The organism is Streptomyces sp. NPDC001970, assembly GCF_053594115.1.
This window is the reverse complement of record NZ_JBSFDW010000017.1, coordinates 87,418-114,183: the sequence shown is the minus strand read 5'-3', so window position 1 is coordinate 114,183 and position 26,766 is coordinate 87,418. Positions and strand designations below refer to the sequence as shown.

Below are 26,766 nucleotides of genomic sequence, written 5' to 3'. Positions count from 1 at the left end.
CGCCGGCGGGGCCGTCTCGGCCCGGGCCGTACGCCGCCGGATACGGCACGAGACCTGGCGGGCCGTGCACCTGCTCACCTATGTCGGCGCGGCCCTCGCCTTCGCACACCGGCTCGCCGGGCCCGACATCGCGGGACCACGCTCGTCGGCGCGAGCGCGCTCGCCGCGACCGTGCTCACCATGGCGGTCCGGCCGACCGCACCGCCCGCGCCCGACCGGGTGTCCGTCGGCGGAACCTCAGACTTAGCTCAACTCTCCGGGGGAATGATGGACGGCGCACGCATCTGATCCGTAGGGTCGCGGGCATGCCCGACATATCGCTGACCACCCTCGTCTTCCTGTGCATCGCCGCCGCGGTGGCAGGCTGGATCGATGCGGTGGTGGGCGGCGGAGGGCTGCTGCTCCTGCCCGCCCTGCTGCTCGGGATGCCGCAGGTGCCGGCCGCGCACATCCTCGGCACCAACAAGGCGGTGGCCATCGTCGGCACGACCGGCGCGGCGGTGACGTACGTCCGCAAGGCCCCGGTCCAGGTGAAGACGGCGGTACGGATCGGGCTCGCCGCCCTCGCCGGGTCCATGGGCGGCGCCTTCTTCGCGGCGGGCATCGGCAGCGAGGTGCTCCGCCCCGTGATCATGGTGGTGCTGCTGGGCGTCGCGGCGTTCGTGATGCTGCGCCCGTCCTTCGGCGCCGCCCAGGACCGGGGGCCGGTCACCCGCGCCCGGGTCGTCACGGCGATCGTCCTCGTCGGCGGCGGGATCGGCTTCTACGACGGGCTGTTCGGCCCCGGCACGGGCACGTTCCTGGTGCTCGCGCTCACCGCGGTGCTCCACCTCGACCTGGTCACGGCCTCCGCCACCGCCAAGATCGTCAACGTCTGCACGAATGCCGGGGCGCTCGCGATGTTCGCCCACCAGGGCAGCGTGCTGTGGCAGCCGGCCGCGCTGATGGCGGTGTTCAACCTGGCGGGCGGCATGATCGGCGCGCGGATGGCCCTGAAGCAGGGATCGGAGTTCGTCCGCCGGGTGCTGCTGGTGGTCGTCTTCTCCCTGGTCGCGAAGCTCGCGTTCGACCAGTGGTCCGGGTAGGGGTCACTCCACGAACCGCATTCCGTCAGTTCCCCCTTGGTTGGCCAGAGACGGGTGGGCCGTCGGGGAACTGCCGGGGTGGGCCGTCCCGCCGCCCCCACTGTCGATGCCTCCACGCGGACTGGACGTGGAGAACGGTGCCTGGTCCTGGAAACAGGTCGCTCCCGGTGGCGGCAGGACCCCGTCGACGAAGTAGCGGCTCTCGTGATCGTCCACACAGGTGCTGAAATTGCTGAACGCGGCGTGCCCGTAGCCGTTGAGCGTGAGCAGGCGGGCACTGGCCAGGCGGCGGGTCATCGCCTCGGCCTGCTGGTAGGGCGTGATCGGGTCGTACGTGGTGTTCACCACCAGGACGGGGTTGGCCGTGGCGCGGTTCCACGGGCCGGTGTAGGGCTGGGCCGCTCTGGCCGGCCATGTCGCGCAGGCCTCGGTGGCCCAGGTCAAGAGGCGTCCGACGTCCCCGGCGCGTTCGTAGCTGAACTGTTCCAGCGACGGATAGCGCGGCACATCGGGCGGGTTGGGGCTCTCCGAGCACAGGATCGCGTCGGTCTGTTCGGGGCCGAGATACTCCGGAGGTTCTTCCGTCGAAGTGGGTACCTCCGGCGTCCGGCGCTGCCACAGGTCCTGCAGGATGGTGGCCAGGTCGGTCCACTGCGGGATGACGGTGTAGAGCATGGTGTGCACGGTCGAGACGGTGGCGCCGTAGGTCCAGTCGTCCTGCGGGACCTGCTGCAGACGCTGCATGAGCCGGGTGAACTTGGTGCGGGTCGCCTCCGGGCCGCCGGCGGAGAAGGCGCAGCGGTCGACGGTGGCTTGCCCGCACAGGGCGAGGAACTGCTGCAGCGTCGCCGCGGCGTCCACGTCGGAGCCGATGCGCAGCCACGTACCCAGGAGGGCTTCGCTCTTCGAGCCGCCGTTCACCCAGGCATCGGGATCGATGTTGCCGTCCAGGACCATGGCGCGAACCTTGTCGGGAAACAGGTTGGCGTACGTGGCCCCCAGCACCGAGCCGTAGGAGATCCCGAGAAAGTTCACCTGCTCGTCGCCGACCGCCTCGCGCAGCTTGTCCAGGTCGCGGGCGGTGTCGGCGGTGGAGATGTGCCGCAGCAGCTCGGGGTCGCGCTTCTCGCAGCGCCTGCCGAGGTCGGCGTACGCATCGACATAGGTGGTTCTCTCCTCCTCGCCGACCGGGAAACCGGCGGGGACGGGCGTCGCCCACTCGATGACTTCCTCCGTGTTGTCGAAGCACCGCACCGCTGTGCTCCGCCCCACTCCGCGCGGGTCCCAGCTGACGATGTCGAAACGCTCGCGCAGCTCGGCGGGGATCAGCTCGTACGCCTGCTGCACGGTGTCCGTTCCACCGACGCCGGGGCCGCCGGGGTTGATGAAGAGAGAGCCGATCCGCGACCCCGGTACGGTCGCTCTCTTCCTGGTGAGCGCCAGCTCGATGGAGCGCCCCCCGGGACTGCGGTAGTCCAGCGGGACCTTCGCGACGGCGCAGTCGAAGGTGCCGGCCTCGGGACACGGGCTCCACTCCAACGGCGCGGCGGGAACCGAGGGAGGCGCTCCGTCGGCCGGCGCCCGTCCCGGACCGGGGGGCAGCGTGGTGCAGATCACCGCAGCAAGAGCGGCCGCGGCGAAACCGCCGCGGCCGGCTATGGATCCGGGTATGTGCATGCTCATCCTTCCGCCGGGCCGGCAGGGTGCAGATTCGTCTGCCGCGTCACGGCATCCACTCCCGATACGACGTGGGCCCGATCGGACCCGCAACCGGCCACGGCCAAATGGCTGGCACACCAGCCGGGATCGCAGATGTTCGCCCGCGGACGGCCAGGTACGGGACCGGATCACCCGTCGTTTCCTGACCGGCGCCGTCGCGCGGGTCCGGCAGTTCGGGGTCAGCTGTTGCCGAGGCCGCCGGCGAACGCGGGCGTGCCTGCGGATCCTGTGGCCGCGCCGCCGAGGGCCGGCGCGCGACGGCCTGCTGCAGGGCGGTCGCGAGCGGCTCGTGCTTGGCGTACGCGTTGGGCGATCCCGCGTTCTGCACCTCCCGGCCGGCCGCGACGGTGACCGGCATCTGCTCCCACCCGTCCGCGGGCTTCAGCGCCTTGGAGAACTTGGTGGACGCGTACACCGGATCGAGATCCGCTCCTGGCTGCCCGCGCCCTGGGAGGGGCGCCGCTGGAACAGGCCGAGAGCGTCGCGATCACCGTGAGGGTGGTGACGCAGGCCGGCTTCCTGCGGAGCGGTGGCGAGGGCGATGACCGGGCGCGGGGTCGGGGCTGAGCCCCGCAATCGGGGTCGGGACGCAGCCCCGGTTCGGGAAGGGGCGGGGCTGTGTCGGCGTGAGCCTGCGGCGCGCGAGCCCGCCGCAGGCGCCCCGGGGGCCGCACTAGTCGCGGGACCGGAACTGCTCGCGCACGCCGATGAGGTGCGCGTACACCACCACGTTCCCCTGGTACCCGGACCGGCTGTCGAAGCCGCCGCCGCACGTGATCACGCGGAGTTCTGCACGGTCCGCGGGGCCGTAGACCCTGGCGTCGGGGAAGTCCTCGTTCTCGTACACCTCGACGGCGTCGACCGTGAACACCGCTGTGCGGCCGTCCTTGCGGAGGACCTCGATCCGGTGGCCCTTCTGCAGGGTGCCCAGGCCGTAGAAGACCGCCGGGCCCCGCGCGTTGTCGACGTGCCCGGCCACGATCGCGGTGCCGCGCGAACCCGGGGGCGTGCCCTCCTCGTACCAGCCGACCACGTGGGAACTCCCCGCCGGCGGTACCTCGAGGCTGCTGTCGGGGGCGAGGCCGAGCCCCATGACCGGGGCGTCGACCCGTATGCGCGGGATGCGGAAGCGGACCGGTTCGGACGGCGGCAGCGGGTCGGCCGCCGCGTCCGTGTGCTGTCCGGCGGCGAAGGCCTGGGCGGCGGACGGCACGGGCGGGGTGATGATCGTCCTGGAGCCGTTCTGGACCAGCCACAGGCCGACGCACACGGCGATGACGATCAGCCAGCCGGTGCCCCGGCCCTTGGCCCGGCCCGCGCTCCTGCCCTGCATCAGAAGCCCTTCGGACGTCGCATGGCGGATTCCCGAGTCCGACCCGGTTCGGATTCCGATCCCGGTCCCGACCCCGGATCGGGATCGGGACCGGGAGATGGTTCCCCGCCCCCGTCAGCCGGACGCATGACGGGGGCGGGGACGGCGGTACGGAACGAGGACGGTGGAGGCCGAGCCCCGTCAGCTGCCCTGCGCGCCGCTCGCCCGACGGCGCAGGCGCCAGGTCCCGCCGGCGGCGGCTGCGGCCAGAACGGCCACCCCCGCCGCGATCTGGGTGGTGTCGGGCCCGACGCTGCCGCCGGTACCCGTCTTCACATGGCCGATCGGCCGCGCCCCGTGGGACCGGACGACCAGGTCCCCGGTGGCCTCGGTGCCGTTGTCGCACAGCACACCGATGCCGTAGTTGCCCGGCTTCGTGTCCTTCGGCACCGTGAACCGGCCGACCACGACATCCTTGCGCGTCCCCGGCGCCGCCTTGAAATCGCCCGCGCCGAGTGACTGTGCGTCTCCCGTGCCGTGACCCTCCTTGCCGCAAGCGGCGCTGTTCACGGTCACGGTCCCGCCGGGGGCCACGGTCGTGGGTGTGATCTCCAACGGTTCGAAGTCTCCCGCCGCGTATGCCGACGGGGCGGCGGCTAGCGCGCCGAACCAGACGGCGGCTGCCAGCACGGGGCCGGACAGGCCGGCCGGCGGGCGGGCAGTGGTGCGCATGTCGTCCTCCGGGGGCGATGGCGTCCTCTTCATCTCCGAGGTAACGGCCAGTCCGCCGCCCACGCCTGCTGATGGACGATCAGATTCGCCCGTACCCGACCGCGTGTCGGCCTTGCCGCGGGGCCTCGTTGCAGGTCACGCCGGGTGCGCTGGGCCATTGGCTGCGCCGTACGGACGGACGCGCCGAAAGGGTGACGGCCGACACGCCGGGACTGGTCGCGCCGGGTGCCGGCATGCCTGCCCGGCGTGTCGCCCGCGTGGCGTGTGGCGCGCCGTCACATCTCGTCCCACGGGACCCGCGGCCGACCGGACCGGCGTCGCAGAGTGCCGGGAACCGGCGTCAGTCCTCGATCAGGCGGCGCGGCCCCGGGCCGTGCGACGCCAGCTCGTCGCCCGGGTTGGACAGGACGCACCGGTCCAGCGAGAGGCAGCCGCAGCCGATGCAGTCGGTGAGGTTGTCCCGCAGCCGCTGGAGCGTACGGATCCGCAGATCCAGGTCGTCGCGCCAGCACTCCGAGATCCGCGCCCAGTCCTCCCGTGTCGGCGTGCGGTCCTGCGGCAGCAGCGCGAGCACCTCGCGGATCGTGGCCAGCGGGATGCCGAGCCGCTGCGAGGTGCGGATGAACGCGACGCGGCGCAGGGTGTCCCGGCTGTAGCGACGCTGGTTGCCGTTCGTGCGGCGGCTCTTGATCAGCCCCTCGCGTTCGTAGAAACGCAGCGCGGAGCAGGCGACGCCGCTGCGTTCCGCCAGCTCACCGATGGTGGCTTCCTTGGCGTCCCAGGCGAGATGGGTCATGGACCCAGCGTAGCGCTTGACCTCAACCGTGCTTTAAGTACGAACCTCGGGGCATGGACCTCACCACATCTGTGCAGACCGCGTCCCGGCCCACGCGGACGACGCGGCCCACGAGGGCAACACCCCTCCGGCTGGCCGTCGTCATCGCCAGCAACCGCGAAGGCCGTTTCGGAGCCGTCGTCGCCGACTGGTTCCTGTCCCGGGCCGCCGGCCGTGAGGACTTCACCGTCGAGGTGGTCGACCTCGCCGACGTCGATCTGCCCACGTCCCTGTCGTACAGCCCCGGCGAGCGCGTCAAGGCCGAGCTCGCGAAGGTCACGCCCCGGCTCGCCGACGCCGACGCCTTCATCGTCGTCACGCCCGAGTACAACCACTCCTTCCCCGCAGCCCTCAAGAGCCTCGTCGACTGGCACTACACCGAGTGGCAGGCCAAGCCGATCGGCTTCGTCTCGTACGGCGGCATGTCCGGCGGACTGCGCGCCGTCGAACAACTGCGGCAGGTCTTCGCCGAGATGCACGCCGTCACCGTCCGCGACACCGTGTCCTTCCACCACGCCCACACCCATTTCGACGCCGACGGACACCACAAGGACCCGACCGCCCCGGACGCCGCCGCGAAGACGATGCTCGACCAACTGGCCTGGTGGGGCACCGCGCTCCGGGATGCCAAGGCCCGGCACCCGTACACGGGCTGACGGACCGGACCGGGCCGCGCCCCAGGCCCGGCCCGGCGGACCGCCCGGAAACCTGTCCCGGCGGAGCCGGGAATGCCCTCATGACGGCCTTCGGAGGGTGCGTCGAAGGCCCTGCACCCTCACGCGCGGGGGCCGTGTCCACCGGCTCCCGCCCAGGCCCGCAGGTGTCTTCCGGCGCCCGCAGGTGCCGGCCCGGTCACCCCTTCCGAGCTGGGCTTCCGTGTCCTGTCGACCTACGATCTCCCCATCTGGAGAGGGGACTTGTGTGGACCGGAACATACGCTCGGTGGACGACGTGCTGCGGCTCCTGGACGGCCTGTTCGCGCCGGACGCCGACCGCTGGACCGCCGGCGCGGCGTCCTGGTGGGACGGCTTCTACACGGACCGCGCCAAGCCGGTGCCGTTCTTCGTGGCGAAGCCGGACGAGAACCTGGCCTCGTACGCCGACCGCGGCCTGATCACCCCGGGCCGCGCCCTCGACCTTGGTTGCGGCCCGGGCCGCAACGCCCTCCACCTCGCCTCCCTCGGCTTCGACGTGGACGCCGTCGACCTCTCGCCGACGGCCATCGCCTGGGCCGAGGACCGTGCGCGCGAGGCGGGGGCCGGCGACGTCCGCTTCCACTGCGGCGACGCCTTCGCCCTGACGGCGACCGAACTCGGCGGCCCGTACGACCTGATCTACGACTCCGGCTGCTTCCACCATCTGCCGCCGCATCGCCGCATCAGCTATCTCGCCCTCATCGACCAGGTCCTCGCGCCCGGCGGCCATTTCGCCCTCACGTGCTTCGCGTCCGGCGGTATGGGATCCGAGCTCCCCGACTCCGACTTCTACCGCGAGTCCCGCCTCCACGGCGGACTCGCCTACACGCCGGAGTCCCTGCGCTGGATCTTCTCCGACCTGACGGAGGTCGAACTGCGCCGCATGCACGACGAACCGGCCGAGTCCCCGCACTTCGGCGAGGCCTTCCTCTGGACGGCCCTGTTCCGGCGGGCCGCGGCCGAGCCGGGGGCGGTCGCCTAGGTTGGGACCATATCGATCCCCTGGACCAACAATCCCTGGAGATCTGCAGTGAGATCTCCAGTGAGGTCTCCAGTGAGATCCGCTGTGAAGTCCCTGTGCGAAGTCCCAGTGAGGAGTGCTCGTGACCCTGGTGACCCGGGCCCTGACGGTCCTGACCACCACCGACAGCGCCGCGAAGGCAGAGGAGCTGGCGCGGGGCGCGGTGGAGGCGCGGCTGGCTGCCTGCGCGCAGATCTCCGCGCCCGTCACGTCCGTCTACCACTGGCGGAACGCCATCGAGACGAGCGAGGAGTGGCAGGTCCTCTTCAAGACGACGGAGGCCCGCTACGACGCGCTGGAGGCATATCTGCGCGCCCACCACGACTACGACACCCCGGAGATCATCGCCACGCCGGTCGTGCGGGGCAGTGCCGCGTACCTGGAGTGGGTCGCGTCCGGGACGACCGAACCGGAGAAGCCGTGACCGACCCCGCAGGGCGGGAGCTGCCGTTCTTCGTGTACGGCACGCTGCGCGCGGGCGAGCACAACCACGACCTCTTCCTGCGCGGCCGCACCTCCGCCGAGGAGCCCGCCACGCTGCGGGGCGCGCTGCTGTACGACGGTCCCGGCTATCCGTACGCCGTCGAAGTCGAATGGGAGAGCACGGCGGGGAGCGAGGGCGAGGGCGAGGGCGAGGGCGAGGGCGAGGGCGAGGGCGAGGGCGAGGGCGAGGGCGAGGGCGAGGGCACGGTCACGGGTGAGCTCGTCACCGCGGCGCCGGGACACTACCGGGAGTTGACAGCGGTACTGGACCACCTCGAGGAGTACTTCGGTCCCGGCGACCCGCGCAACCTGTACGTCCGGGTCGCCCGGGACGTGCACACGGCACGGGGGACCGTCGCGGCCTGGGTCTACGTGGCCGCGGAGACCGTGGCCGCGGAGCTGCGGGCCCGCGGGACGGTGATCCCGGGCGGCGACTGGGCGGCGGCCGGGTCACCGTGAGCCCGCCCGGTGTTCGAGGACGGGCACGCCGTCAGTCGCGCTCCACGCGATCCAGGTGCTCCACCCGCTCCAGGCGCACCGCGCACACCTTGAACTCCGGCATCCGCGACACCGGGTCGAGCGCCGGATTGGTCAGGGTGTTCGCCCGCCCGTCGCCCGCCCAGTGGAACGGCATGAACACCGTGTCCGGCCGGATCCCGTCCGTCACCCGCGCGGGCGCCACCGCCCGCCCCCGCCGCGACACCACCGCGACCGGCTCGCCGTCCGTCACCCCCACCCGCGCCGCGAGCTGCGGATGCAGTTCGACGAACGGCCCCGGCGCGGCTGCGTTCAGCTCGGCGACCCGGCGGGTCTGCGCCCCGGACTGGTACTGGGCCACGACCCGCCCGGTCGTCAGCACGACGGGGAACCCGGCGTCGGTCTCCTCCCCGGCCTCCCGGTGGACGACGGGCACGAACCGCGCCCGTCCGTCCGGCGTTGCGAACCGGTCCTGGAACAGCCGTGGGGTCCCCGGATGCGGCTCCCCGGCGGAACCGCCCGCCTCCGGGCACGGCCAGAAGACGCCGTTCTCCTCCTCCAACCGCCGGTAGCTGATGCCCGAGTAGTCGGCCGCACCGCCCGCCGAGGCCCGCCTCAGTTCCCCGAAGACCTCCTCCGGGTCCGTCGGGAACCCCTTCTCGTGCCCCAGCAGCCCGGCCAGCCCGTGCAGGACCTCCAGATCGCTCCGTACCTCCTCCGGGGGCGTGATCGCGCGCCGCCGCAGCAGCACACGGCCCTCCAGATTCGTCATGGTCCCCGTCTCCTCCGCCCACTGGGTCACGGGGAACACCACGTCCGCCAGCGCCGCCGTCTCCGACAGCACCACGTCCGCGACGGCCAGGAAGTCGAGCGCGCGGATCCGCTCCTCCACGTGCGCGGCGCGCGGCGCGGACACCACCGGGTTGGACCCCATCAGCAGCAGGGCCTTCACGTCCCGGCCCAGCGCGTCGAGGAGTTCGTAGGCGCTGCGCCCCGGTCCCGGCAGTGCGTCGGGGTCCACGCCCCACACCCCCGCCACATGCGCGCGCGCCGCGGGATCGTCGAGTCTGCGGTAGCCGGGCAGCTGGTCGGCCTTCTGGCCGTGCTCGCGCCCGCCCTGCCCGTTGCCCTGCCCGGTGAGACATCCGTAACCGGCGAGCGGCCTGCCCGCGTTCCCCGTCGCGAGGCCGAGGTTGATCCAGGCGCCGACCGTGTCCGTCCCCTTCGACTGCTGCTCGGGCCCGCGCGCCGTGAGCACCATCGCGGCCGGCGCGTCGCAGAACATGCCGACCGCGGCGCGCAGTTGGGGCACCCCGACGCCGGTGATCCGCTCGACCAGCTCCGGCCAGTGGGCCATCGCGGCCGCCCTGGCCTCCTCCCAGCCCGTCGTGCGCTCCCGGATGAACTCCTCGTCCGTACGCCCCTGCGCCACCACCAGGTGCAGCAGCCCCAGGGCGAGCGCGAGATCGGTGCCGGGGCGCGGCGCGAGATGGAGATCGGCCTGCTCAGCCGTCTTCGTACGGCGGGGATCGACGACGATCAGCCGGCCGCCGTTCTCCTTCAGCTCCCTGAGATAGCGCAGCGCCGGTGGCATCGTCTCGGCGAGATTGGAGCCGACGAGGATGACGCACCCCGTGCGCGGAATGTCCTCCAGCGGGAACGGCAGACCCCGGTCGAGACCGAAAGCCTTGTTGTGCGCGGCAGCCGCCGACGACATGCAGAACCGGCCGTTGTAGTCGATCTGCGAGGTGCCGAGCACGACCCGGGCGAACTTCCCGAGCGCGTACGCCTTCTCGTTCGTCAGTCCACCGCCGCCGAACACCCCGACGGCATCCGCTCCGTGCGCCGCACGGGTCCCCCGGAGCCCGTCGGCGGTCGCGCGGAGGGCCTCCTCCCAGGTGGCCGGTTCGAGCCTGCCTGTGGCGGGGCGTCGGACCAGGGGCCCGGTCAGCCGTACCCGGGAGGAGAGCACCGCGGGTGCCGTACGTCCCTTGCCGCACAAGGCGCCCCGGTTCACGGGGAAGTCGTCGCGCTCGACGACCTCGACCGTGTCCCCGGATCCACGCAGGTTCATGCCGCACTGCAGCGAGCAGTACGGGCAGTGCGTGGGCACGAGCGCGGGGGTGGGGGCGGAGGCCGATGCGTGGGACATGGCACTCAGCGTGCGTCGTCCGTGTTACGCCGGGGGGAGCGTCGCATTACGGCTCCGGTACGCGGCCCTCCGCCCGGCCCGGGCCTTACGGTGAGCTGTTCGCGGGGCTGCTCAGGATGTGGCGGCCGTCAGGGCGCCGTCGGGGCGCCGTCGGGGCGCCCTCGGGGTGTGACGAGGGTCACGGCGTGACGGCCGAGGCCAGTGCCTCCGTGACACCCCGCTCCTGCTGCCCCAGGAACCGCGGGTCCGGCTCGAACGCGACGTCCAGCGCCGCCTTGCCCGCCGCGAACATCTCCCGCGCCCCGCCGTAGTACCAGGTCGCGTCGTGCGGCTCGGCGACCCCGACACCGTACGACTCGACGCCTGCCTCGTCGCACAGCGCGATCGCCCGCTTGATGTGGAAGCCCTGCGTCACCAGCACCGCCCGGTCGACCCCGAAGATCTTCTTGGCGCGGACGCACGAGTCCCAGGTGTCGAAGCCCGCGTAGTCGCTGACGATCCGCCCGTCCGGGACGCCACGCTCGGTGAGGTACGCGCGCATGGCGTCCGGCTCGTCGTACTCGACCCGGCTGTTGTCCCCGGTCACGAGCACGACCTTGACCTTGCCGGTCCGGTACAGCACGGCGGCCGCGTCGAGCCGGTGCGCGAGGTACGGAGTCGGGCGGCCCTTCCACAACCCGGCGCCGAAGACGACGGCGACGTCTCGCGCGGGCACGTCGGCAACGGTGCGGATACGGCTGTCGGCGACCGCGTGCATCCACGTCGCCGGTGCCAGGGCGAGCACGCACCCGAGCATCACGGCCTGCACGGCGCGCCGCTGCCCGCGCCGGCTGCGCGGCAGGAGCGAAAACGTCCGCAGCTTCCGCACCGTCGGCAGCTTCCGCACCGTCTGCAGCATCCGCAGCTCCGGCCGCTTCGGCAGCTTGGGCTTGCGCAGCTTCCGCATCGATGAGACCCCCTGGTCCGGTGGTTGTGCCCCGACTCACCTGATCCGACGCTGCGATGGGCGGAACGGTTCAGCGCATCACGCGGATGTGATCAAGCGAACTGCTCCCGTCGATCCGGACGCGCTGCATATCACCTCTTCGAGGGGCAATGCCATGGCGCGGGCACCTGGCGCGGGCACCTGGAATCATCACTTGTCCGGACGGGCCCGGTCTGTCGATGTGGTTCAACTCCGGCCGGGTGGTCGGGCATCATTGGCCCATGATCGCTGCGTCTGCCCGGAACAATGCCGAATGGTGCGACGCCATGTGCCGCGCGCACGGGATCCCGGGGGTGTTCGGCGAACGGGCCTGGACCAGCGAGCGGCGCACGCCGCCGCTGTATCCGGACGCCGTGACCCTGTCACCGCACGCCACCGCCCGCGAGGTACTGGACGGGATCGACCGCACGGCGCCCGGCTGCTCCGTCAAGGACAGCTTCGGGCGCCTCGATCTGTCGGCCGACGGCTTCGATGTGCTCTTCGAGGCCCGCTGGATCCACCGCCCGGCCACCCTCGCGGCCCCCGTCACCCCGGACGACGTCACCTGGCGACCGGTCCGCTCGGCAGGCAGCCTGGCCGCGTGGGAGGAGGCGTGGTCCGGCGGCGACGAGAGCCTGGCCGGCCTCTTCCGCGCCGAACTGCTCGCCGACCGTGCGACCACGGTCCTCGTCGGCACGGCGGACGGCGGGACACGTACGGTCGCCGGGGCGGTCGTGAGCCGTAGCGACTCCGTCATCGGCGTCTCCAACGTCTTCAGCGTCGACGACGCCGACCTGGAGCGGGCCTGGTCCGGCTGCCTCGGGACCGTCGCCCGCTTCTGGCCGGGCATTCCCGTCGTCGGCTACGAGCACGGGGACTCGCTCGAAGCGGCGAGCCGGCAGGGCTGTGTGCCGGGCCCGACGCTGCGCGTCTGGCTGGCGAGCTGACACCAAGGCCGGGGCCCGTCACGGTGCCCGGGGCCGGGGCCCGTCATGGTGCCCGAGGCCAGGGCCCGGCCCAGGGCATGCCGGCCGCGGGCTGTTGGGCGCGGACCCGGCCGACGCGCGAGCCTGCGCTGCGCCGGGCTTCTCCCCGTCCCGCCCCTTCCCGAGCTGGGGCCCGCCACTGGGGCTCGCCCCGGACGCCGTTCGCGAGGGTGTCGCCCCTGAAGCCCCGCTCCTGCCCACCGATCGACCGGGCCCACCGCTCGGTACCGGGCGCGCCGGGGCCCGGGGACTTGCCCCCGGTTCGGGAAGTCGGGAGGGAAAGGTCGGCCGCAGGCGCCGTCCCACCGCCGCCGGTCGCCATCGCGGGTTATGCCGGCCGAGAGGGCGACCACGCCGACAGGAGCAGGGACTTCGTCGCCGCCGAGACGTAGAGCGACGCCGAGAGCCACGCCTCGGCAAAGGCCTCCGGGTCCGCCGGGAGGAGGCGGCCCAGCGCATCGTGGCGGCGGGCCGCCGCCGAGGCCAGGAGGGCGTCCGCGCAGGCCGCGCCCGTGGCCAGGCCCACCGCGCGGAGCCGGCGCGGGAGTTCGGCGTCGGCCGAGGCCGCGGTGACGGGGCGGCCGCCCGCGACCGTGCGGTCCACCGCGCGGCGCAGGAGGTCCAGCTCGACCGGGAGCTCGGGCGGGGCCGCCGGCGGCGCCCTGTCCGGGACCGCCTCGGGTATGTGGGAGCGGTTCAGCCGGCGCAGGCCCAGGTCCGCGCGGACCGCCTCGCCGTCGCGCCCGGTCCAGGCGGCCGCGAGCGCCCGCACCGCGCCGGGACGGTCGGGCGCGAGCCGCGCGATCAGCCGGAGCGGCGTGCCGGGCCGTGCGGCGAGCAGCCGCAGATTCTCCGCGTACGGCAGCTCCGCCCGCTCGTCGGGGGCGAGCAGTACGACCGTCGGCCCGTCCGTCACCGCGAACCCCGCCCCGGTGACGGTCCCGTCGAGGAACAGCAGGTCACCGCCCGCCGTCCGGGATTCCACCGGTGCCGCCGACCAGTCCAGCGCGGCGGCCAGCTGCTCCACGGGCGGCCGCGCCCACAGCGCGGCGAGCGGAGTGTCGTGCCATCCCGCGCCCGACGCCCGTACCGAGCGGACCCGGCCGCCCCCGCCGATCCTGCCGTCCGCCGAGACCGTCGGCGAGGTCAGGATCACTCCGGCGCCGGCCCCCAACTCCCGCAAGGACAGGGCGCATCCGCCGGGTACGGGTGACCCGGACGCCCGGGCGGCACGCTCCGGTCCGCCGGGCGCGACGTCCGAGAGGGTGCGAAGGCTGCCGTCGGCGGCGAGGGCGTAGGTGGTCGCCCCGGCGTAACCCGACGCCGTGACCACGGGCTCCGTGAACAGTCCGTACAGCCGCAGCGGCCCCGTCGGCCGGTACGCCCGCCGCGCCGGGGTGCGGGCGAGCCCGGGCTGTCGTACGAGGCCGAGCAACTCGGCCAGATCTGCGGAGAGTTCGGCCAGCCGGAACGCGGGATCGCCGGACCGTGCCTCCCCGAGCCGGCGCGCGATCCGCACGGCGCCGGCCGCGGGCAGCGTCAGCCCCGCAAGCCGTGCCGAGTGCGCGGCGCGCAGCAACTCGCCCCGTACGACGGCCCCCGCGCCCGCGACGCCGTCGAGGAGGACGCGCGTCCCGGCGCGGGCGAGGGCGTGGAGGGCGGACGGCTCCCCGTCGGGCTCCTGGCCGCCGGGAGCGGGCGCGGCATCGGCGGCTGCCGCACCGTCCGCACCGTCCGCACCGCCCCGGCCGTGCGCCGGGTCCGCCGTGGCGGGCACCTCCTCGCGCACGCCGGGTCCGGACTCGGACTCGGACCCGGCACCCGCATCTGCCCCGGCCTCGGTATCGGCCCCAGCGCCTGCCCCGGACTCGGACCCGGACCCGGCCTCGGACCCGGCACCCGCGTCTGCCCCGGCCTCGGCCTCGGTGTCGGCCCCGGCGCCTGCCCCGGCCTCTGTGTCGGCACCGGGCACAGGGTCCTCCGCCAGCGGGCAGAGCGACAGCACCGCCGCCCGGTGCACGCACGCCGGAGCCAGCAGGCAGCTGCACACCGCGTCGTCCGCCGTGGCCACGATCCCTGCCGTGATCCGCAGGGTCACCGCCGTGTCGTCGGCCACCCGCACGACGACAGCCTGGCCGTCCCCGCCCGCCTCGCCGTCCGGCGACGCCGGCTCCACCGGCTCCACCGACCAGTGCGCGGCCTTCGCCACCGCCCCGTCCACGCGTTTGCGCAGCCGGGTCGGGAGCGGATCGAGCGCCGTGGCCGCGACCGACGTGGCCACCGGCGGGAGCGGCGGAACCACCGGACCGGATGCAGCCGTCACGGGTGTGCACCTCCCACACGTTCGCCGACCCAGCGGGCCAGCTCCATCGGACTCAACGCGGCGACCGGCATACCCGCCGCCACCAATTGCCCCGCCACACCCGTCGAGTACCTCGGCCGGCCCTCGTCGTCGAGCGAGGCGCAGCCCAGCACATGGCAGCCCGCGTCGACGAGCGCCCGCACCTCGGTGAGCAGCGGACCGAGGGGGCCGCCCTCCTCGAAGTCGCTGACCAGCACGGTGAGCGTGCGCGACGGGACTGTCACGAGCCCGCGGGCGTGGCGCAGGCCGCGCGCGATGCTCGTACCGCCGCCGACCCTGACCTCCAGCAGCAGGCCGAGCGGGTCGTCGACATGGTCGGTGAGGTCGACGACCTCCGTGGAGAACGCCACGAAGTGCGTGCTGAGCGTGGGCACTCCGGCCAGCACGGACGCGGTGAGCGCCGACCAGATCGTGGAGGCCTCCATGGACCCCGAGACGTCGACGACGAGGATCAGCCGCCAGTCCGCCGCCTTGCGGGCGCGAGTACGGAAGACGGGCCGCTCGGGGAGGACGGTCACCGCTCCCGTGTCCGGGTCGCGGCGGGCGGTCGCCAGGTTGGCCCGCAGCGTGCGCTGCAGGTCGAGCGGGCCGCCGGGACGCCGCGTGGGCCTCGGATGCGCGAGGCCGGTCAGCGCGGGGCGCATCCGGTTCGCCAGCGCGTCGGTCAACTCCCGTACGAGCCGGGCGACCAGGGGCCGGAGGCGGGCGAGCTGCCGCTCGGGCAGGCCGCCCGCGTACGCCAGGACGGTGCGCAGCAGTTCCACGGACGGGCGGGCAGCGGCGGGGTCCAGCTCCAGCGCGGCGTCCAGCCGCCCGGCCCCGGCCGCCGCGGCGAGCACCTCTTCGCGCACGCCGGGCCCGAACAGTGCGGTCAGCTCCTCGGACCACTCCCGCACCCCGGGATACGCCGCCTCGCTCCCGCCACCGGGCCCGCTGCGCGCCCCTTCACCGCGCCCGTGCCCGTACAGCTCGTCGAGCGCCGCGCCGATGCGTGCGGCTGCCGCACCCAGCTCCCGTCCCTGCCCGGGGCCCTGGCCCAGCACCAGCCGCCATCGCTCCCCGGCGCCGAGTCCTGCCGTCGCGGCCCCCGCCCGTGCAGGCGGTCTCCCGGCAGCCGCGTCGGTGTGCCGCCGGCCCGGTCGGACGGGGGCGGCGTCCGCCGGTCGGACGGTGGGGAGCAGCCCACGCGCCATCAGTGCCTCGCGCGCCGACAGGTCCGCCTCCGCCAGGCGGGCCAGGGCCGCGGGGTCGGACACGGTCCCCGGCAAGGAGCCGGCGGAGCCGCCCGTACGGTCCTCCACCGCCGCCAGCACGCGGGAGCGGGCCGCGGGCGAGAGGGCGTCGAAGCCTGCGCGGAGGGCCGGCAGGCGGTCCAGGAAGGCGCGGTCGGTCAGGGCCTCCACCCGCTCCAGCAACGGGTCCAGCGCGCGGCCCGTCTCCAGGAGAGGGCCCGCGGCGAGGAGGGTGCCGCGGAGGAATTCGCCGAGGTCCAGGCGTAGCTCCGCCGTGGACGCGGCGTCGGCCCGGGAGGCCAGCCGCGTCCCGAACTCCGCGGCGTCCCGCTGCCCCAGCAGCACCCTCGCCGCGCCTGCCGCGCCGCGGATCAGGGGAGTGGCGCCCGTGTCGAGCCGGGCGAGCGCGTCGGCCAGGCGCAGCCCGCCACCCACCGACGCGGCCCGGCCCGCGAGGGAGACCACGGCGCGGGCGTCCTCCGGGTCGGTGGACCCGGCGAGGCCGTCGAGGGCGCGGACGCCCGCCGCGGCGAGCTCCTCGTACGCCGCGTCGACCGCCCCCTTCGCCCAGCCCGCCGGCAGACCGACCACGTGCCCGGAGCGGATCCGGTCCAGCAGGCCGAGCCCGGCGAGCAGTTCGGGAAGCGTCCCGGCCGCCGGCAGCAGCTCGGCCGCCTCCGCCAGCCGCTCGGCGGCGAGCTCGGGCAGCGCGCAGCGCGCCGCCCCCTCCAGGCCGGCGAGGGCCTCAGCCGCGGTCGGTCCGCCCGCGCGCCGCTCCGCGGCACGCCGTTGACGCAGCATGCCGGCGGCGGCCTGCGCGGGTGTCACCCCGTGCACCCCGGCCACGTCCAGCATCGCCGCGGTCGACGGGCTCCATGCCACCGACCACCGCGTGCTCAGCGCAGCGGCCTCGCCGACTCCGGCGACCTCGGTCTCCTCCCCGTACGGCACCCGGCACACGGCGAGCCTGCGCAGCAGGATCTCGCGCCGTCGGTCGAGATCGCCCCGGTGCGGATCGAGGCGCAGCTCACGCCGCTCGGGCGCCGTCGGCCCGGCCAGCGACAGCTCGGCGAGCAGCGCCTCCACGGCAGGCCCGAGCCCCGAACGCGGCGTCCCCGGCGCCAACCGGCCCTGCCGCCGCCCGATCAGCACCTCTTCCATCGCCCGGGCCACCACCCGGCCGCGCCCGAACAGCTGCCCCTGCGTCAGCACGGTCTGCGCGGCCTCGGCGAGCTCTCCGCGCCCCGCCACCGGCAGCCCCCGCAGGGCGGCCAGATCCCGTGCGACCCGCACCACTTCGCGTGCGTCGGCGGGCCCGCTGGGGTGCCCGGCGCCCCGTACGGCGGCGCAGATCCGCACGGCCGTCGCGACCAGCAGCTCGTCCATCCGCACCGTGTCGCCGCCCGTCAGGAACACCCCGCGCTGCCACTCGGGGTCGCGGATGCCCGCGGGATAGCCGGAACGCTCGTCGAGCAGCGCATACGAATACGGCACGAGCGACGTCACGACGCCGCCCGCTGTACCCGCACCGCCGTCCGGCGCGCCGTGCTCGCCGGGCCGGGGACCGTCGGCCGAGGCGACCGCGCCCGGCAGCAGCGCGGGTGCGTGGAAGGCGCCCACGACCGCCGCCGCGCGGCGGCCCCGGTGTGCGGTCAGTCTGCGCCGCATATGGGCCTCGCGCCGCAGGTCGTACGGATCGACCCGGCCGCTGTCGGCCCGCAGCGCCCAGCCCACCAGCAGCGCTGCCCGCCGCAGTGCCCCGGGCGCGGCGCCGGGCGCGGCGGATTCGACGAGCCGCTCCCACAGGTCGTCTCCGTCCCGCCCGCCGGCCCGCGCCCGCAACGCGGCTGCCAGGCCGCGGGGTGGCGGCTGCGGTCCGTCACCGTCGTCACCCCGGTCCCGGTCCCGCTCCGCCAGGGGCAGATCGAACGGGATGACCTCCACGCCCGCCTCGCGCGCCCAGCGGACCGCCGCCAGCTCCGGCGAGAACTCCGCGAAGGGGAGGAACACCAGCGCGCCCCCGTCCGGCGCGCTGCCCGCCAGGGCCACCGGCGGCACCGTCCCCGGGTCGGCCAGATGCTCCAGCCACGGCGCGAACTCCTCCGGCAGTTCGACGAACAGCACCTCGGGCGCCGCCTCCGCCAGCATCGCCGGGACCGCCGCCGCGAGCGCGGGGGAGTGGTGCCGCACCCCGATCAGGTACGGCGCCGCGCACCCCGCGAGCTCCGCCAGCGCCTCGTCGGGCTCTTCAGGCGAGCTCATCGCGCAGCTCCCACAAGGTCCGCCACAGCGGCGCCCCGCCCTCCGCGCGGCGCCGCACCGGACCGTCCCAGTAGCCGAGCAGCCGTGCGTGGTCGGCCGGATCGTCCTTGCGGACGGTGCCGAGGAGATGACCGGGCAGGGTCCGGACGACATCGCGGCCGTCGCCCAGATAGGCCGCGCCGAGCCCCATCGACGTGGCCACCTGCACGGCTTCCGCGGTGGACATGACCGTCGACGGCCGCTCCACCTCCCAGCCCTCGGCACTCCGCCCGGTGCGCATGTCGCGGAACGCCGTCACCAGCGCCTCCAGCACCGCGTCGTCGACCCCGAACTCCGCCCCGGAGCGCGCCAGGGCCGCCGTGGCCTGGCCGCGCACCAGCTCCGTCTCCGCGTCGAGGTCGTCGATCGGGCCGACCGTCTCGAAGTTGAAGCGCCGCTTCAGCGCCGCGGACATCTCGGAGACGCCCCTGTCGCGCAGGTTGGCCGTGGCGATGAGGGTGAAGCCGGGCACGGCGTGCACGACGCCGTCGTCGCCGTCCGCCAGTTCGGGCACGGACATGCGCCGTTCGGACAGCAGCGACACCAGCGAGTCCTGCACCTCCGGGAGGCAGCGGGTGACCTCCTCGACGCGGGCGACCGCGCCGCGCACCATCGCCGTCAGGACGGGTGAGGGCACCAGGGCCTCGCGGCTGGGCCCCTTGGCGAGGAGCATCGCGTAGTTCCAGCCGTACCGGAGCTGGTCCTCCGTGGTGCCCGCGGTGCCCTGCACCGTCAGCGTGCTGGTGCCGCACACGGCGGCGGCCAGCAGCTCCGACAGCATCGACTTGGCCGTGCCGGGCTCGCCGACCAGCAGCAGGCCCCGCTCACCGGCCAGGGTCACGACACACCGCTCGACCAGGGCCCGCTCGCCGACGAACTTCCGTGACACCACCAGCCGTTCGCCGCCCGGCGCCGCCAGCTCCTCACCGCCGGAGCCGCACACGAACAGCACCACGGCGCGCGGTGTCAGCCGCCACCCCGGCGGCCGCGGTCCCTCGTCGTAGGCCGCGAGGAACGCCAGCTCCGCCGCGTACCGGTCCTCCGGCAGCTCCACCTGCCGCGTCCCGCCCGTCACCATCGTCATCGCCTGCCTCCCCGGCCGCCCCGGCCCCGGAACTCCTCGAACCCGGGCGCGTCGCCCGACACCACCCGCTGCCACGCCGCCGCGTAGAGCTCCGCGACCGGACGGTCCGGCACGACGAAGCCCCGCAGATCCCACGGCAGCAGCGCCGTCTTCCAGCTCTCGGCGGGCAGCCGCGGCGTCTTCTGCTCCACCCAGCCGCCCGGCAGGTAGAGCGTCCGGCCCGCGCGGGCGCGCTTGGCCTCCACCACCAGGTCGGTGGCGGCCAGTTCGGCGCGGGCCTTCTTCAGCCGGGCCGGCTTCCAGCCCGTCCACTCCGCCACATTGCGGTCGGTCGGATCGGGCAGGGCGAGCAGCATCAGATGGAGCGCTGCCGCGTCCTCGGTGAGCCCGAACCGGCCGGCCGCCTCCGCGACCAGTTCCGGAACGGACAGCAGCGGGTCCTGCTGTGCTCCGGCCGGCCCGTCGGCGCCCACCAGCGCGGCGAACTCCTCACTGAGCAGGGTTCGCAGCGCCCTCAGCGGAAGGGTCTCGCCCGCGATCGCCGCCAGCAGGTCGAGCGCCTGACCGCCGGGGCCGCCGCCCGTCCCCGCGGCCTCGGCGAGCAACGTCGCCGGACGCACCCACACCGACTCCCACTCGGACCGGTACGGCATCGGCGCCAGCACCAGCGTCTCCGAGACCTCGACCAGCCCGTCCTTGCCGCCGCCGACTCCGGCCGGCAGCCCGAAGGCCTCCCGCAAGCGCGCCGATGTGGCATTGCCCTCCGTGTCGGAGCCCACGCCGAGGTCGAGCAGCAGCGCGGGGTCGGCGAGCCGCTCCTTCAGCGTCCGCAGCGTCACCGGCAGGATCCGACGGAGCGGATCGCCGAACGGCAGCCGGTACGCCAGCCAGCGCAGCATGGACACATACGCCTGGAGCGTGGACCCGGTGAGCAGGTCCAGCGGTTCCACCGCGTACAGCCCCTGGTTGTCGTCGCCCGGACGCTGCTCGGTGCGCCCGGTGAGCTCGCGCTGCTGCTCCGGATTCAGTACGGCGTCGAGTATCCGGCCGGGACCGACCTCCGTCACCGCGCGCTTGATCAGCGCGGCGGGCGCGACCCGCCGCTTGCCGCGCGCCGCGATCCAGGCGTCCGTCAGTGGCGCCAGGTCGAAACCCTTGGTCCACAGCTCCGCCACCCGATCGGGATCCTGAGGCACCAGCAGCCCGCAGAACGCCTGTCGTTCGGCCGGCCTGAACTCCTGGAAGGTGCCGCGGGCGGCCTGTGCCTCGGTGCTGCTCGCGCCCAGCGGCTCCAGCCGCTCGGTGGAGGGCAGGCCCTCGCGTCCGTATCCGTCGATCCCGGTCAGGCCGAGCATCAGCCAGGCCGCGGTGACCGGGGTGATCCCGACGGACTCGGCGAACTGCTGTGCCTGCTCCGGCCGGTACGGCAGCGGCCCTCGCTCCCGCACCAGCTCCACGAGCCGGGCGATCGACGCGGCGCGCGCGGGATCCTGCGGCGCGCCCAGGGTCTCGGCGCCGGTGAGCGTGAACTCGTCCCAGGCGCCGAAAGCTCCTGCCGGGTCGTACTCGATGCCGTTCCAGAACGCGAACTGGTCGTCCGCGCGCTGGCAGGACACGATCACCAGCCTGCGGGCCCCCGAGTGACGCACCTCTCCCATGAGCTGGAGGTTGTGATGGGGCGGAGCGCTGTTCTTCCTCGCCGTTCGCAGCTCCACCGTGCGCAATCGGCCGCGCGGGTCGGCGAGCACCACATCACCGTCCTCCGTGCGCACCGCCAGGACCTCGTCGAGGAAGTCCAGAAGAGCCGTCCGCTGCTCCTCGGCGGTGTCCGGCGCCGCGGCCCGCAGCGCCAGCGCGGCCATTCCGGCGCCGGGGAACGTCAGCCATGCCACGCTCGTCCCGGACAGCTCGGCCTTGTCGGCGGCCGCGCCCGGCGCCAGCGCCCGCGCCAGTGCCCGGAGCTGGTCGACGGCCGTCGACTCGTCGCGCTGCGCGGGGTAGTAGCCGTAGTAGTGCCGCGATCCGGCCAGACCGCCCAGGGCGGCCCGCAGCAACCCGTCGGGGACCTTCCGCTCGCGGAGCTCCGATGCCGCCGGGCCGCGGCCCTTCGCGGCACGCTCCGCCAGCACGCGGAGGCGCTTGACGTGCCGCGCCGCCTCCTCGACGAGTCCGGCGACACCCGCCATGAGACCGGGGTGGCCGATGCCCGGCAGCAGGCGTCGCACCGCCTCCTCGGGCTTCGCGCCCTCCGCGACCGCCGCGAGCAGCGCCTCGGCATCCGCGTCGGTGACCGCGCGCAGCACGGCGGAGCCCTGCTCGTCGCGCGGTCGCAGCGCGTGCCAGTACGCCACGTTCGTCACGAACGGGGTGCCCGCGGCGTACGGAACGCCCCGGTCGCCGTCCTCCAGTCTGGCCAGGCAGACGCCTTCCGCGTCGTAGAGCGCGACCCCCGCGGTGTGGCTGCGGAGCTCGCGTGGATGCAGCGCCGCGCCCGCGGGGAGCCGCAGCGGCGGCAGGGGGATCTCGTCGGGGAAGTCGATCCTGGCGTTCCGGGGCAGGGGGACCGCCAGGCTGCGGCTGCCGTCCACCGAACACGCCGTGAGGGTGCGCTCCTTCTCGTCGTACCGCACCCACCAGCCGAGCAGCCCGTCCTTGGTGCCGAACGGCGAGGACTCGAGGCCCGGCTGCACCGGAAGGAGCCGGCAGGCGGACGCCAGCAGCCGGACGCCGCCGCCCTCCGCGAGCGCCGAGTCGAAGAACGCGGGCAGCGACACCCGGCCGCGGCGGGCCGACTCCGGGTCGTACTCCCACCACTCGCCTTCGTGGAGCACCCACAGCGAGATGCCGTCGGAGGCGACGGACCGCCGCTCCTCGGCAAAGGCGGTGTCGCCCGCGTGGACCGGCCGGCCGCCGAAGCAGCGGCTGCCGTCGGGCAGCTCCAGCGACGTCGCGCGGTACGCGGTCCAGTAGTCGCGGAGGTCGCCCGAGGGCTTGAACGGCTCATTCGGGCGGCCCGACCAGATCGCGCGCCGGTCGTCCCCGTGACCGTTGGCGATGAGCCACTGGCCGCCGACATAGCGGATCGTGGGCTGGTCCCAGTAGCGCGTCGAGGGCGACGGAAGAGTCAGCGTGCGCTGGTCCAGGATGCTGTCCGGGCCGACCGCGGCGACCCGCAGCCTGAGCCGGACCAGCAGGGCCGGCCAGGCGCCCGCCTGCTGGTACCACTCGTCGGACAGATAGCCGTACCGCTGGGTGGACGCCTGCGGATTGGGCTTGCCGAGCCCGGGGAGTGCCTCCTCGAGCGCGGGCCAGCCCAGCTCGTCGAAGATGCCGGCGCGGAGCGTGCGCGCGAGGGCGGGGGCGGGGGACACGGAGACAATACGGTCGACCGCCTCGGGCGCGGCCGCCAGCACGGACGGTGAGGAGAACCTGGAGAGCCGCTTCAACTGGCTGTCCAGCTCCGGCAGTCCGAAAGGCCGCTCCAGATCGTCGGCCCGGTCGGCGATCCAGCCCGCCAGTACCGTGCGCAGCGCGGGAAGCTCCACCACCCGGCGCAGCTTCTCCGTGGCGTCTCCCTCGCCCGCGAGGCGTTCCACAGCGGCCCGCAGCAGCGACGAGAACCGCGGGTCGGCGCACACCGCCGCCAGGTCCCGGCGGCCCTCACCCTCGTCGGAGAGCCAGGCGCCGAGCTCGAAGGTCTCCATCTCGTCCGTCGGGTCCTCGACCGGAACCCCGAGCGCCAGGCAGGTGTCCAGCAGGTCGAAGTCCACGACGGTCGCCCAGCCGCGTCGACCCAGCAGCCGCACCGGAGTGCCGTCCGCGATCAGCCGGTCCGCCAGCCTCTCCAGCAGGGCCGGTTCGGCGGCGATCCGCGTCGAGCCGCGCCAACTGCGCCGGCGGTGCCCGGCCCACGCCGACAGCCACTCGGCCGCCGGGACCGTGCCGTCGAGCAGCAGCTCGAACGCGCCGCACCGGTCCAGCAGGGCCAGCCACTCGGCCTCGAACTCCCCCGGACGCTCCGCTCCGGTGACCGGCAGCAGCGCCAGCAGCCGCTTCCGTACGGCCTCGTCCCCGGCGGCGAGCGTGGCAAGTGACGACAGCGCCGACTTCCAGAAGCTGCCCGCCGCGCGGGTTATCGCGCCCGTGTGGATGACGTCCGCGAGCAGGGCACGCTCCTCGGCGGGGGCGTCGAGCTTCGCGGCCTTCGCGAGCCGCCGCAGGTCCTCCATCATCCCCGCGTACGGCGCGAGTCCGGCCGCGCAACGCTCCCGCGACACGGCGCCGAACTGGGCGTACGCCTCGGCCGGCGTGAGGCGCGCGGCCAGCGCCTTGGCATATTCGCGCAGTGCCTTGCCGCTGAGCGCGCCCGCACCGGCGAACTCCAGGAACACCTCTCGCAACCGCTCCTCGTCGACCGCCAGCGCATGCCGCTGCTCGGCGGCCCGTGCCTTGCCGAAGAACACCGAGGCGTGCTGCCGCGACTCGACGGCCAGGAAGAGCCGTGCCACCTGTTCGTAGAACGTGGGCAGGAAGTGCGGAACGGAACGGTCGAGCCGCTCCCCGATCTCGTCGAAGCCCTCCTTGGCGAGCCCGGGCTTGGTGCCGACGAGCCGCGCGAGGCGCTCCATCTCCTTGACGACGGCGAGCGCGTGATGCCCGTTCTCCGGGTCGTGGACCAGCGCCCAGGCGGGGAAGCCGAGCGACTGCCGCTTCACATGCCCCACCGGCTCCGGCTCCGCCGCGGCGCCGAACCCCAGATACTCCAGCGAGAGATCCTCGGCGGGCCCGATCGCCTCCGGCACCAGCCGTACGACCGTGCGGCCCTCCAGCACGGGGTGCCCGTACGCCCGGGCGGTCAGCACATCCCCGGGGGACGCACCGCCGGCGGGGGCGTCCGCGTCGCGGGAATCCGACGCGCCCGTGGCCGGCGGTGTCGCAGCGACGCCCGCCGCGGTCGCCGCGCCCGTCAGCGGCAGCACGGCCCCTGCCTCCAGCAGCGCGCCCCTCATGCCCGAGGCCGACTCCGGCCCCGACCCTGACTCCGACCCCGACCCCGTACCTTCGTTGTTCACCGTGCCCCCCTCGGTCACAGCAGTGCCCCCTTGTCGCTCTCGTCGCCCTCGACGACCCGGCCCGCGTACACCAGCGCGGCCATCCGCTCGCCCTCCGACCAGGCGACCGGGCCCACCTCGGACAGCGGCAGCCGCCGGCCCGTACGGTCCCGCCACTCCAGCGGGCCCGTCAGGGCCTCCGTCTCGGGATAGTCGTCGCCCACCCAGAACGCCGCCTCGATCTGGCGGCCGTCCTCGACCAGGGGGCATATCGCCTCCCCGCCCCGCACCCGGTAGCCCAGCGACACCGCACGGGCGGTGGCATGCCGCAGCTCCGCGAACTTCCCGTGCTCGTACGTCCGCACGAACTCGCCGACCGGCGCCTGCGGGCGGCGCCACACCTCACGGAACAGCTGCTCCAGCCCCTGCTCGACACCGAGCTCGGCCGCGAACTCCCGGAGGTCCTCCAACTCGTGCAGAAGCAGCACCGGATGTGGCACCAGCACCGTCCGCACCCCCTGCGCCGCGCCCAGCCGCACCGAGTCACCGTCCAGGTCGACGACGCCGAGCCCCCGCTGCGGATCGGCGTCCCGCAGGAACCCCGCCCGCGCCACATCGGCCGAACCGTCCGCCGCGACCGGAGCGACCACCAGGTCGCGCAGCGCGCCCTGCCACGCCGCGTCCGGCCACACCCGGGCCAACAGGTCCACCGGCACCGGAAGCGACCGCACCAGCCAGGTGTCCACCTGCTCCCGGCACTCCCGCTCGTGCCGCTCAAGCCACTCGGCGAGCTGCCGCAGCCGGACGACTTCCGCGTCCTCCCGCAGCTTCGCCGGCACCTGCTTCAGCGTGCGCCCCGCGGCATTCCGGCACAGCACCCGTGTGCCGTCCAGCGTGACGGCATAACCGCCGCTCTCCGTCTCGATCCAGCCCATGGCGAGACCCCCTCCCCGGCCTTCCGGTTCCGGCTTCGACTCCGACGCGAATCCGGTGACGATCACAGTAGGTGAGGGCTCTGACAACGCCGCGGGCGAGCCGGTGAGGCTGTGGCAAACACCCGTCACCCCGGCGCAACGACGTGGCAACCTCCGCCCGCCAGGATCGGTTCATGACGGAGTCGGCACACCCTCGCGAGTCCCTGGCCCCGAACACGCCGCCCCTCGACAGCACGACACAGCTGCTCACCCGCATCACCGCGCAGCTCGGGGCACAGCTCAGTCATGTCCAGCTCAACGGAGTGCGCAGGCCCATGAACTCTTCCCGCACGAACGCCGAAGTCCCGTCCATACCCGGCCCCGGGCCCCGTGCCAGGCATGCCGGGACCCGGGAACCCGCCGCCCGCACCACCGCCGAGGCCCTCACCGCCACCGCCACCGCCCAGGCCCTCACTCCCACCGCCCCGGCCCTCGTCGCCGTCGCCCACGGCAGCCGCGACCCGCGTGCCCTGCGCACCGTGACCCGGCTGCTCGACCGGGTACGCGAGCTGCGTCCCGGCCTCGACGTACGCCTCGGGCACATCGAGCTCGACGAACCGCTGCTCCCCGACACCCTCGCCGCCCTGACCGCCCACGGCGACCGCGAGGCCGTCCTCGTGCCGCTGCTGCTCGGCCGCGGCTACCACGTGAAGCGGGACATCCCCGCAGCCGTCGCCGGCGCACCAGGGCTGCGCGCCAGGATCGCGCAGCCGCTCGGACCGCATCCGCTGCTCGTCGAGGCGCTGTACGCCCGGCTCGCCGAGGCCGGATGGCGCAGCGCGGACAACGGCAGCCGGAACGCCGGTGTGGTGCTCGCCGCGGCAGGGTCGCGCGATCCCGAGTCGGCCGCCGACGCCCGCCGGACCGCCGGAATGCTGAGCGAGCGCCTCGGCGGGGTACCCGTCGTCCCGGCGTACGCCTCCGCCGTCTCGCCCACCGTCTCCGACGCCGTGCGCGCGCTGGCGGCCAGGGGCCGGCACCGTATCGCCGTCGCCTCGTACTTCACCGCGCCCGGACGGTTCGCTTCGGCGGCGGCGGCAGCCGCCCCCTGGACCTCGGCCGACCCACTCGGCGCGCACCCCGCGATGGCGCGGCTCGTGCTGCAGCGTTACGACGAGACGGCGGCCGGCCTCTCCACGGCGAACCGGCGTCGACTGGTCACCGCCTGAGCGACGCTGTCCCCCCGGCGTACGCATCCGCCGTCTTGCCCACCGTCTCCGACGCCGTGCGCGCGCTGGCGGCCAGGGGCCGGCACCGTATCGCCGTCGCCTCGTACTTCACCGCGCCCGGACGGTTCGCTT

General features: G+C 74.4%; 19 protein-coding genes. 7 read left to right on the top strand and 12 right to left on the bottom strand.

All coding sequences use genetic code 11. The annotated features are described in order from the left end of the window. Nucleotides 1-305 precede the first annotated feature (305 nt). On the top strand, nucleotides 306-1,085 hold the full coding sequence (locus ACWCP0_RS21445; RefSeq protein WP_451080393.1) for a sulfite exporter TauE/SafE family protein: 780 nt from the start codon (nucleotides 306-308) through the stop codon (nucleotides 1,083-1,085). 3 nt (nucleotides 1,086-1,088) lie between these two features. Here ACWCP0_RS21445 and ACWCP0_RS21440 read toward each other — a convergent pair whose 3' ends face one another. The 5 genes from ACWCP0_RS21440 to soxR all read right to left on the bottom strand — a co-directional run bounded on the left by ACWCP0_RS21440 (nucleotide 1,089) and on the right by soxR (nucleotide 5,644). After that, complete coding sequence (locus ACWCP0_RS21440) at nucleotides 1,089-2,762, bottom strand: alpha/beta hydrolase (protein WP_451080392.1); 1,674 nt, start codon at nucleotides 2,760-2,762, stop codon at nucleotides 1,089-1,091. A gap of 46 nt (nucleotides 2,763-2,808) precedes the next feature. Continuing rightward, entirely contained in the window at nucleotides 2,809-3,219 is a 411-nt protein-coding gene (locus ACWCP0_RS21435; RefSeq protein ID WP_451080391.1) for a hypothetical protein, read from the bottom strand. A gap of 258 nt (nucleotides 3,220-3,477) precedes the next feature. Beyond that, complete coding sequence (locus tag ACWCP0_RS21430; RefSeq protein WP_451080390.1) at nucleotides 3,478-4,137, bottom strand: class F sortase; 660 nt, start codon at nucleotides 4,135-4,137, stop codon at nucleotides 3,478-3,480. A 180-nt stretch (nucleotides 4,138-4,317) separates the two neighbouring features. After that, a complete protein-coding gene (locus tag ACWCP0_RS21425; RefSeq protein WP_451080389.1) occupies nucleotides 4,318-4,848 on the bottom strand; it encodes a hypothetical protein in 531 nt (176 codons plus the stop codon). Between the two features lie 340 nt (nucleotides 4,849-5,188). Further along, nucleotides 5,189-5,644: a redox-sensitive transcriptional activator SoxR gene (gene soxR, locus ACWCP0_RS21420; protein WP_451080388.1), complete on the bottom strand. Its 456-nt coding sequence runs from the start codon at nucleotides 5,642-5,644 to the stop codon at nucleotides 5,189-5,191. A gap of 53 nt (nucleotides 5,645-5,697) precedes the next feature. On the opposite strand from soxR, the gene ACWCP0_RS21415 reads away from it, so the two are divergent. The 4 genes from ACWCP0_RS21415 to ACWCP0_RS21400 all read left to right on the top strand — a co-directional run bounded on the left by ACWCP0_RS21415 (nucleotide 5,698) and on the right by ACWCP0_RS21400 (nucleotide 8,341). Next, entirely contained in the window at nucleotides 5,698-6,339 is a 642-nt protein-coding gene (locus tag ACWCP0_RS21415) for an NADPH-dependent FMN reductase (RefSeq protein ID WP_451080387.1), read from the top strand. Between the two features lie 265 nt (nucleotides 6,340-6,604). Then, complete coding sequence (locus ACWCP0_RS21410) at nucleotides 6,605-7,360, top strand: class I SAM-dependent methyltransferase (protein WP_451080386.1); 756 nt, start codon at nucleotides 6,605-6,607, stop codon at nucleotides 7,358-7,360. 121 nt (nucleotides 7,361-7,481) lie between these two features. Continuing rightward, nucleotides 7,482-7,823, top strand: a complete 342-nt coding sequence (gene cutA / locus ACWCP0_RS21405) for a divalent-cation tolerance protein CutA (protein ID WP_451080385.1) — start codon at nucleotides 7,482-7,484, stop codon at nucleotides 7,821-7,823. Further along, nucleotides 7,820-8,341, top strand: coding sequence for a gamma-glutamylcyclotransferase family protein (locus tag ACWCP0_RS21400; RefSeq protein ID WP_451080384.1), 522 nt, complete (start codon nucleotides 7,820-7,822; stop codon nucleotides 8,339-8,341). The genes cutA and ACWCP0_RS21400 overlap by 4 nt, the downstream gene beginning before the upstream one ends. A gap of 31 nt (nucleotides 8,342-8,372) precedes the next feature. Here ACWCP0_RS21400 and ACWCP0_RS21395 read toward each other — a convergent pair whose 3' ends face one another. After that, entirely contained in the window at nucleotides 8,373-10,511 is a 2,139-nt protein-coding gene (locus tag ACWCP0_RS21395; RefSeq protein ID WP_451080383.1) for a molybdopterin oxidoreductase family protein, read from the bottom strand. A 178-nt stretch (nucleotides 10,512-10,689) separates the two neighbouring features. Next, nucleotides 10,690-11,409 (bottom strand): SanA/YdcF family protein, encoded by a 720-nt coding sequence (locus tag ACWCP0_RS21390; RefSeq protein WP_451080451.1) that lies wholly within the window; start codon nucleotides 11,407-11,409, stop codon nucleotides 10,690-10,692. Between the two features lie 308 nt (nucleotides 11,410-11,717). Here ACWCP0_RS21390 and ACWCP0_RS21385 point away from each other — a divergent pair, with 308 nt between their 5' ends. Further along, nucleotides 11,718-12,422, top strand: coding sequence for a hypothetical protein (locus ACWCP0_RS21385; RefSeq protein ID WP_451080382.1), 705 nt, complete (start codon nucleotides 11,718-11,720; stop codon nucleotides 12,420-12,422). 367 nt (nucleotides 12,423-12,789) lie between these two features. Here the strand turns inward: ACWCP0_RS21385 and ACWCP0_RS21380 are convergent, their stop codons facing one another. The 5 genes from ACWCP0_RS21380 to ACWCP0_RS21360 form a co-directional block, all read right to left on the bottom strand. Further along, on the bottom strand, nucleotides 12,790-14,784 hold the full coding sequence (locus tag ACWCP0_RS21380; RefSeq protein ID WP_451080381.1) for a hypothetical protein: 1,995 nt from the start codon (nucleotides 14,782-14,784) through the stop codon (nucleotides 12,790-12,792). Continuing rightward, entirely contained in the window at nucleotides 14,781-18,317 is a 3,537-nt protein-coding gene (locus ACWCP0_RS21375; protein WP_451080380.1) for a DUF5682 family protein, read from the bottom strand. Before ACWCP0_RS21375 ends, ACWCP0_RS21380 begins: the two co-directional genes overlap by 4 nt. Then, nucleotides 18,304-19,440, bottom strand: coding sequence for an ATP-binding protein (locus ACWCP0_RS21370; protein WP_451080379.1), 1,137 nt, complete (start codon nucleotides 19,438-19,440; stop codon nucleotides 18,304-18,306). The genes ACWCP0_RS21375 and ACWCP0_RS21370 overlap by 14 nt, the downstream gene beginning before the upstream one ends. Continuing rightward, entirely contained in the window at nucleotides 19,437-24,449 is a 5,013-nt protein-coding gene (locus tag ACWCP0_RS21365) for a hypothetical protein (RefSeq protein ID WP_451080378.1), read from the bottom strand. The genes ACWCP0_RS21370 and ACWCP0_RS21365 overlap by 4 nt, the downstream gene beginning before the upstream one ends. 77 nt (nucleotides 24,450-24,526) lie before the next feature. Further along, nucleotides 24,527-25,426 carry a DUF4132 domain-containing protein gene (locus ACWCP0_RS21360; protein WP_451080377.1) on the bottom strand — a complete coding sequence of 300 codons (900 nt, stop codon included), beginning with the start codon at nucleotides 25,424-25,426 and terminating at the stop codon, nucleotides 24,527-24,529. 173 nt (nucleotides 25,427-25,599) lie between these two features. On the opposite strand from ACWCP0_RS21360, the gene ACWCP0_RS21355 reads away from it, so the two are divergent. Beyond that, entirely contained in the window at nucleotides 25,600-26,634 is a 1,035-nt protein-coding gene (locus tag ACWCP0_RS21355) for a sirohydrochlorin chelatase (protein WP_451080376.1), read from the top strand. Nucleotides 26,635-26,766 lie beyond the last annotated feature (132 nt).

Bases quoted from the DNA above. Each gene is read 5' to 3' on its own strand.
- ACWCP0_RS21445 (WP_451080393.1), top strand. From the start codon at position 306: ATGCCCGACATATCGCTGACCACCCTCGTCTTCCTGTGCATCGCCGCC.
- ACWCP0_RS21440 (WP_451080392.1), bottom strand. From the start codon at position 2,762: ATGCACATACCCGGATCCATAGCCGGCCGCGGCGGTTTCGCCGCGGCC.
- ACWCP0_RS21430 (WP_451080390.1), bottom strand. From the start codon at position 4,137: ATGCAGGGCAGGAGCGCGGGCCGGGCCAAGGGCCGGGGCACCGGCTGG.
- ACWCP0_RS21425 (WP_451080389.1), bottom strand. From the start codon at position 4,848: ATGCGCACCACTGCCCGCCCGCCGGCCGGCCTGTCCGGCCCCGTGCTG.
- soxR (WP_451080388.1), bottom strand. From the start codon at position 5,644: ATGACCCATCTCGCCTGGGACGCCAAGGAAGCCACCATCGGTGAGCTG.
- ACWCP0_RS21415 (WP_451080387.1), top strand. From the start codon at position 5,698: ATGGACCTCACCACATCTGTGCAGACCGCGTCCCGGCCCACGCGGACG.
- ACWCP0_RS21395 (WP_451080383.1), bottom strand. From the start codon at position 10,511: ATGTCCCACGCATCGGCCTCCGCCCCCACCCCCGCGCTCGTGCCCACG.
- ACWCP0_RS21390 (WP_451080451.1), bottom strand. From the start codon at position 11,409: ATGCTGCAGACGGTGCGGAAGCTGCCGACGGTGCGGAAGCTGCGGACG.
- ACWCP0_RS21385 (WP_451080382.1), top strand. From the start codon at position 11,718: ATGATCGCTGCGTCTGCCCGGAACAATGCCGAATGGTGCGACGCCATG.
- ACWCP0_RS21375 (WP_451080380.1), bottom strand. From the start codon at position 18,317: ATGAGCTCGCCTGAAGAGCCCGACGAGGCGCTGGCGGAGCTCGCGGGG.
- ACWCP0_RS21370 (WP_451080379.1), bottom strand. From the start codon at position 19,440: ATGACGATGGTGACGGGCGGGACGCGGCAGGTGGAGCTGCCGGAGGAC.
- ACWCP0_RS21365 (WP_451080378.1), bottom strand. From the start codon at position 24,449: ATGAGGGGCGCGCTGCTGGAGGCAGGGGCCGTGCTGCCGCTGACGGGC.
- ACWCP0_RS21360 (WP_451080377.1), bottom strand. From the start codon at position 25,426: ATGGGCTGGATCGAGACGGAGAGCGGCGGTTATGCCGTCACGCTGGAC.
- ACWCP0_RS21355 (WP_451080376.1), top strand. From the start codon at position 25,600: ATGACGGAGTCGGCACACCCTCGCGAGTCCCTGGCCCCGAACACGCCG.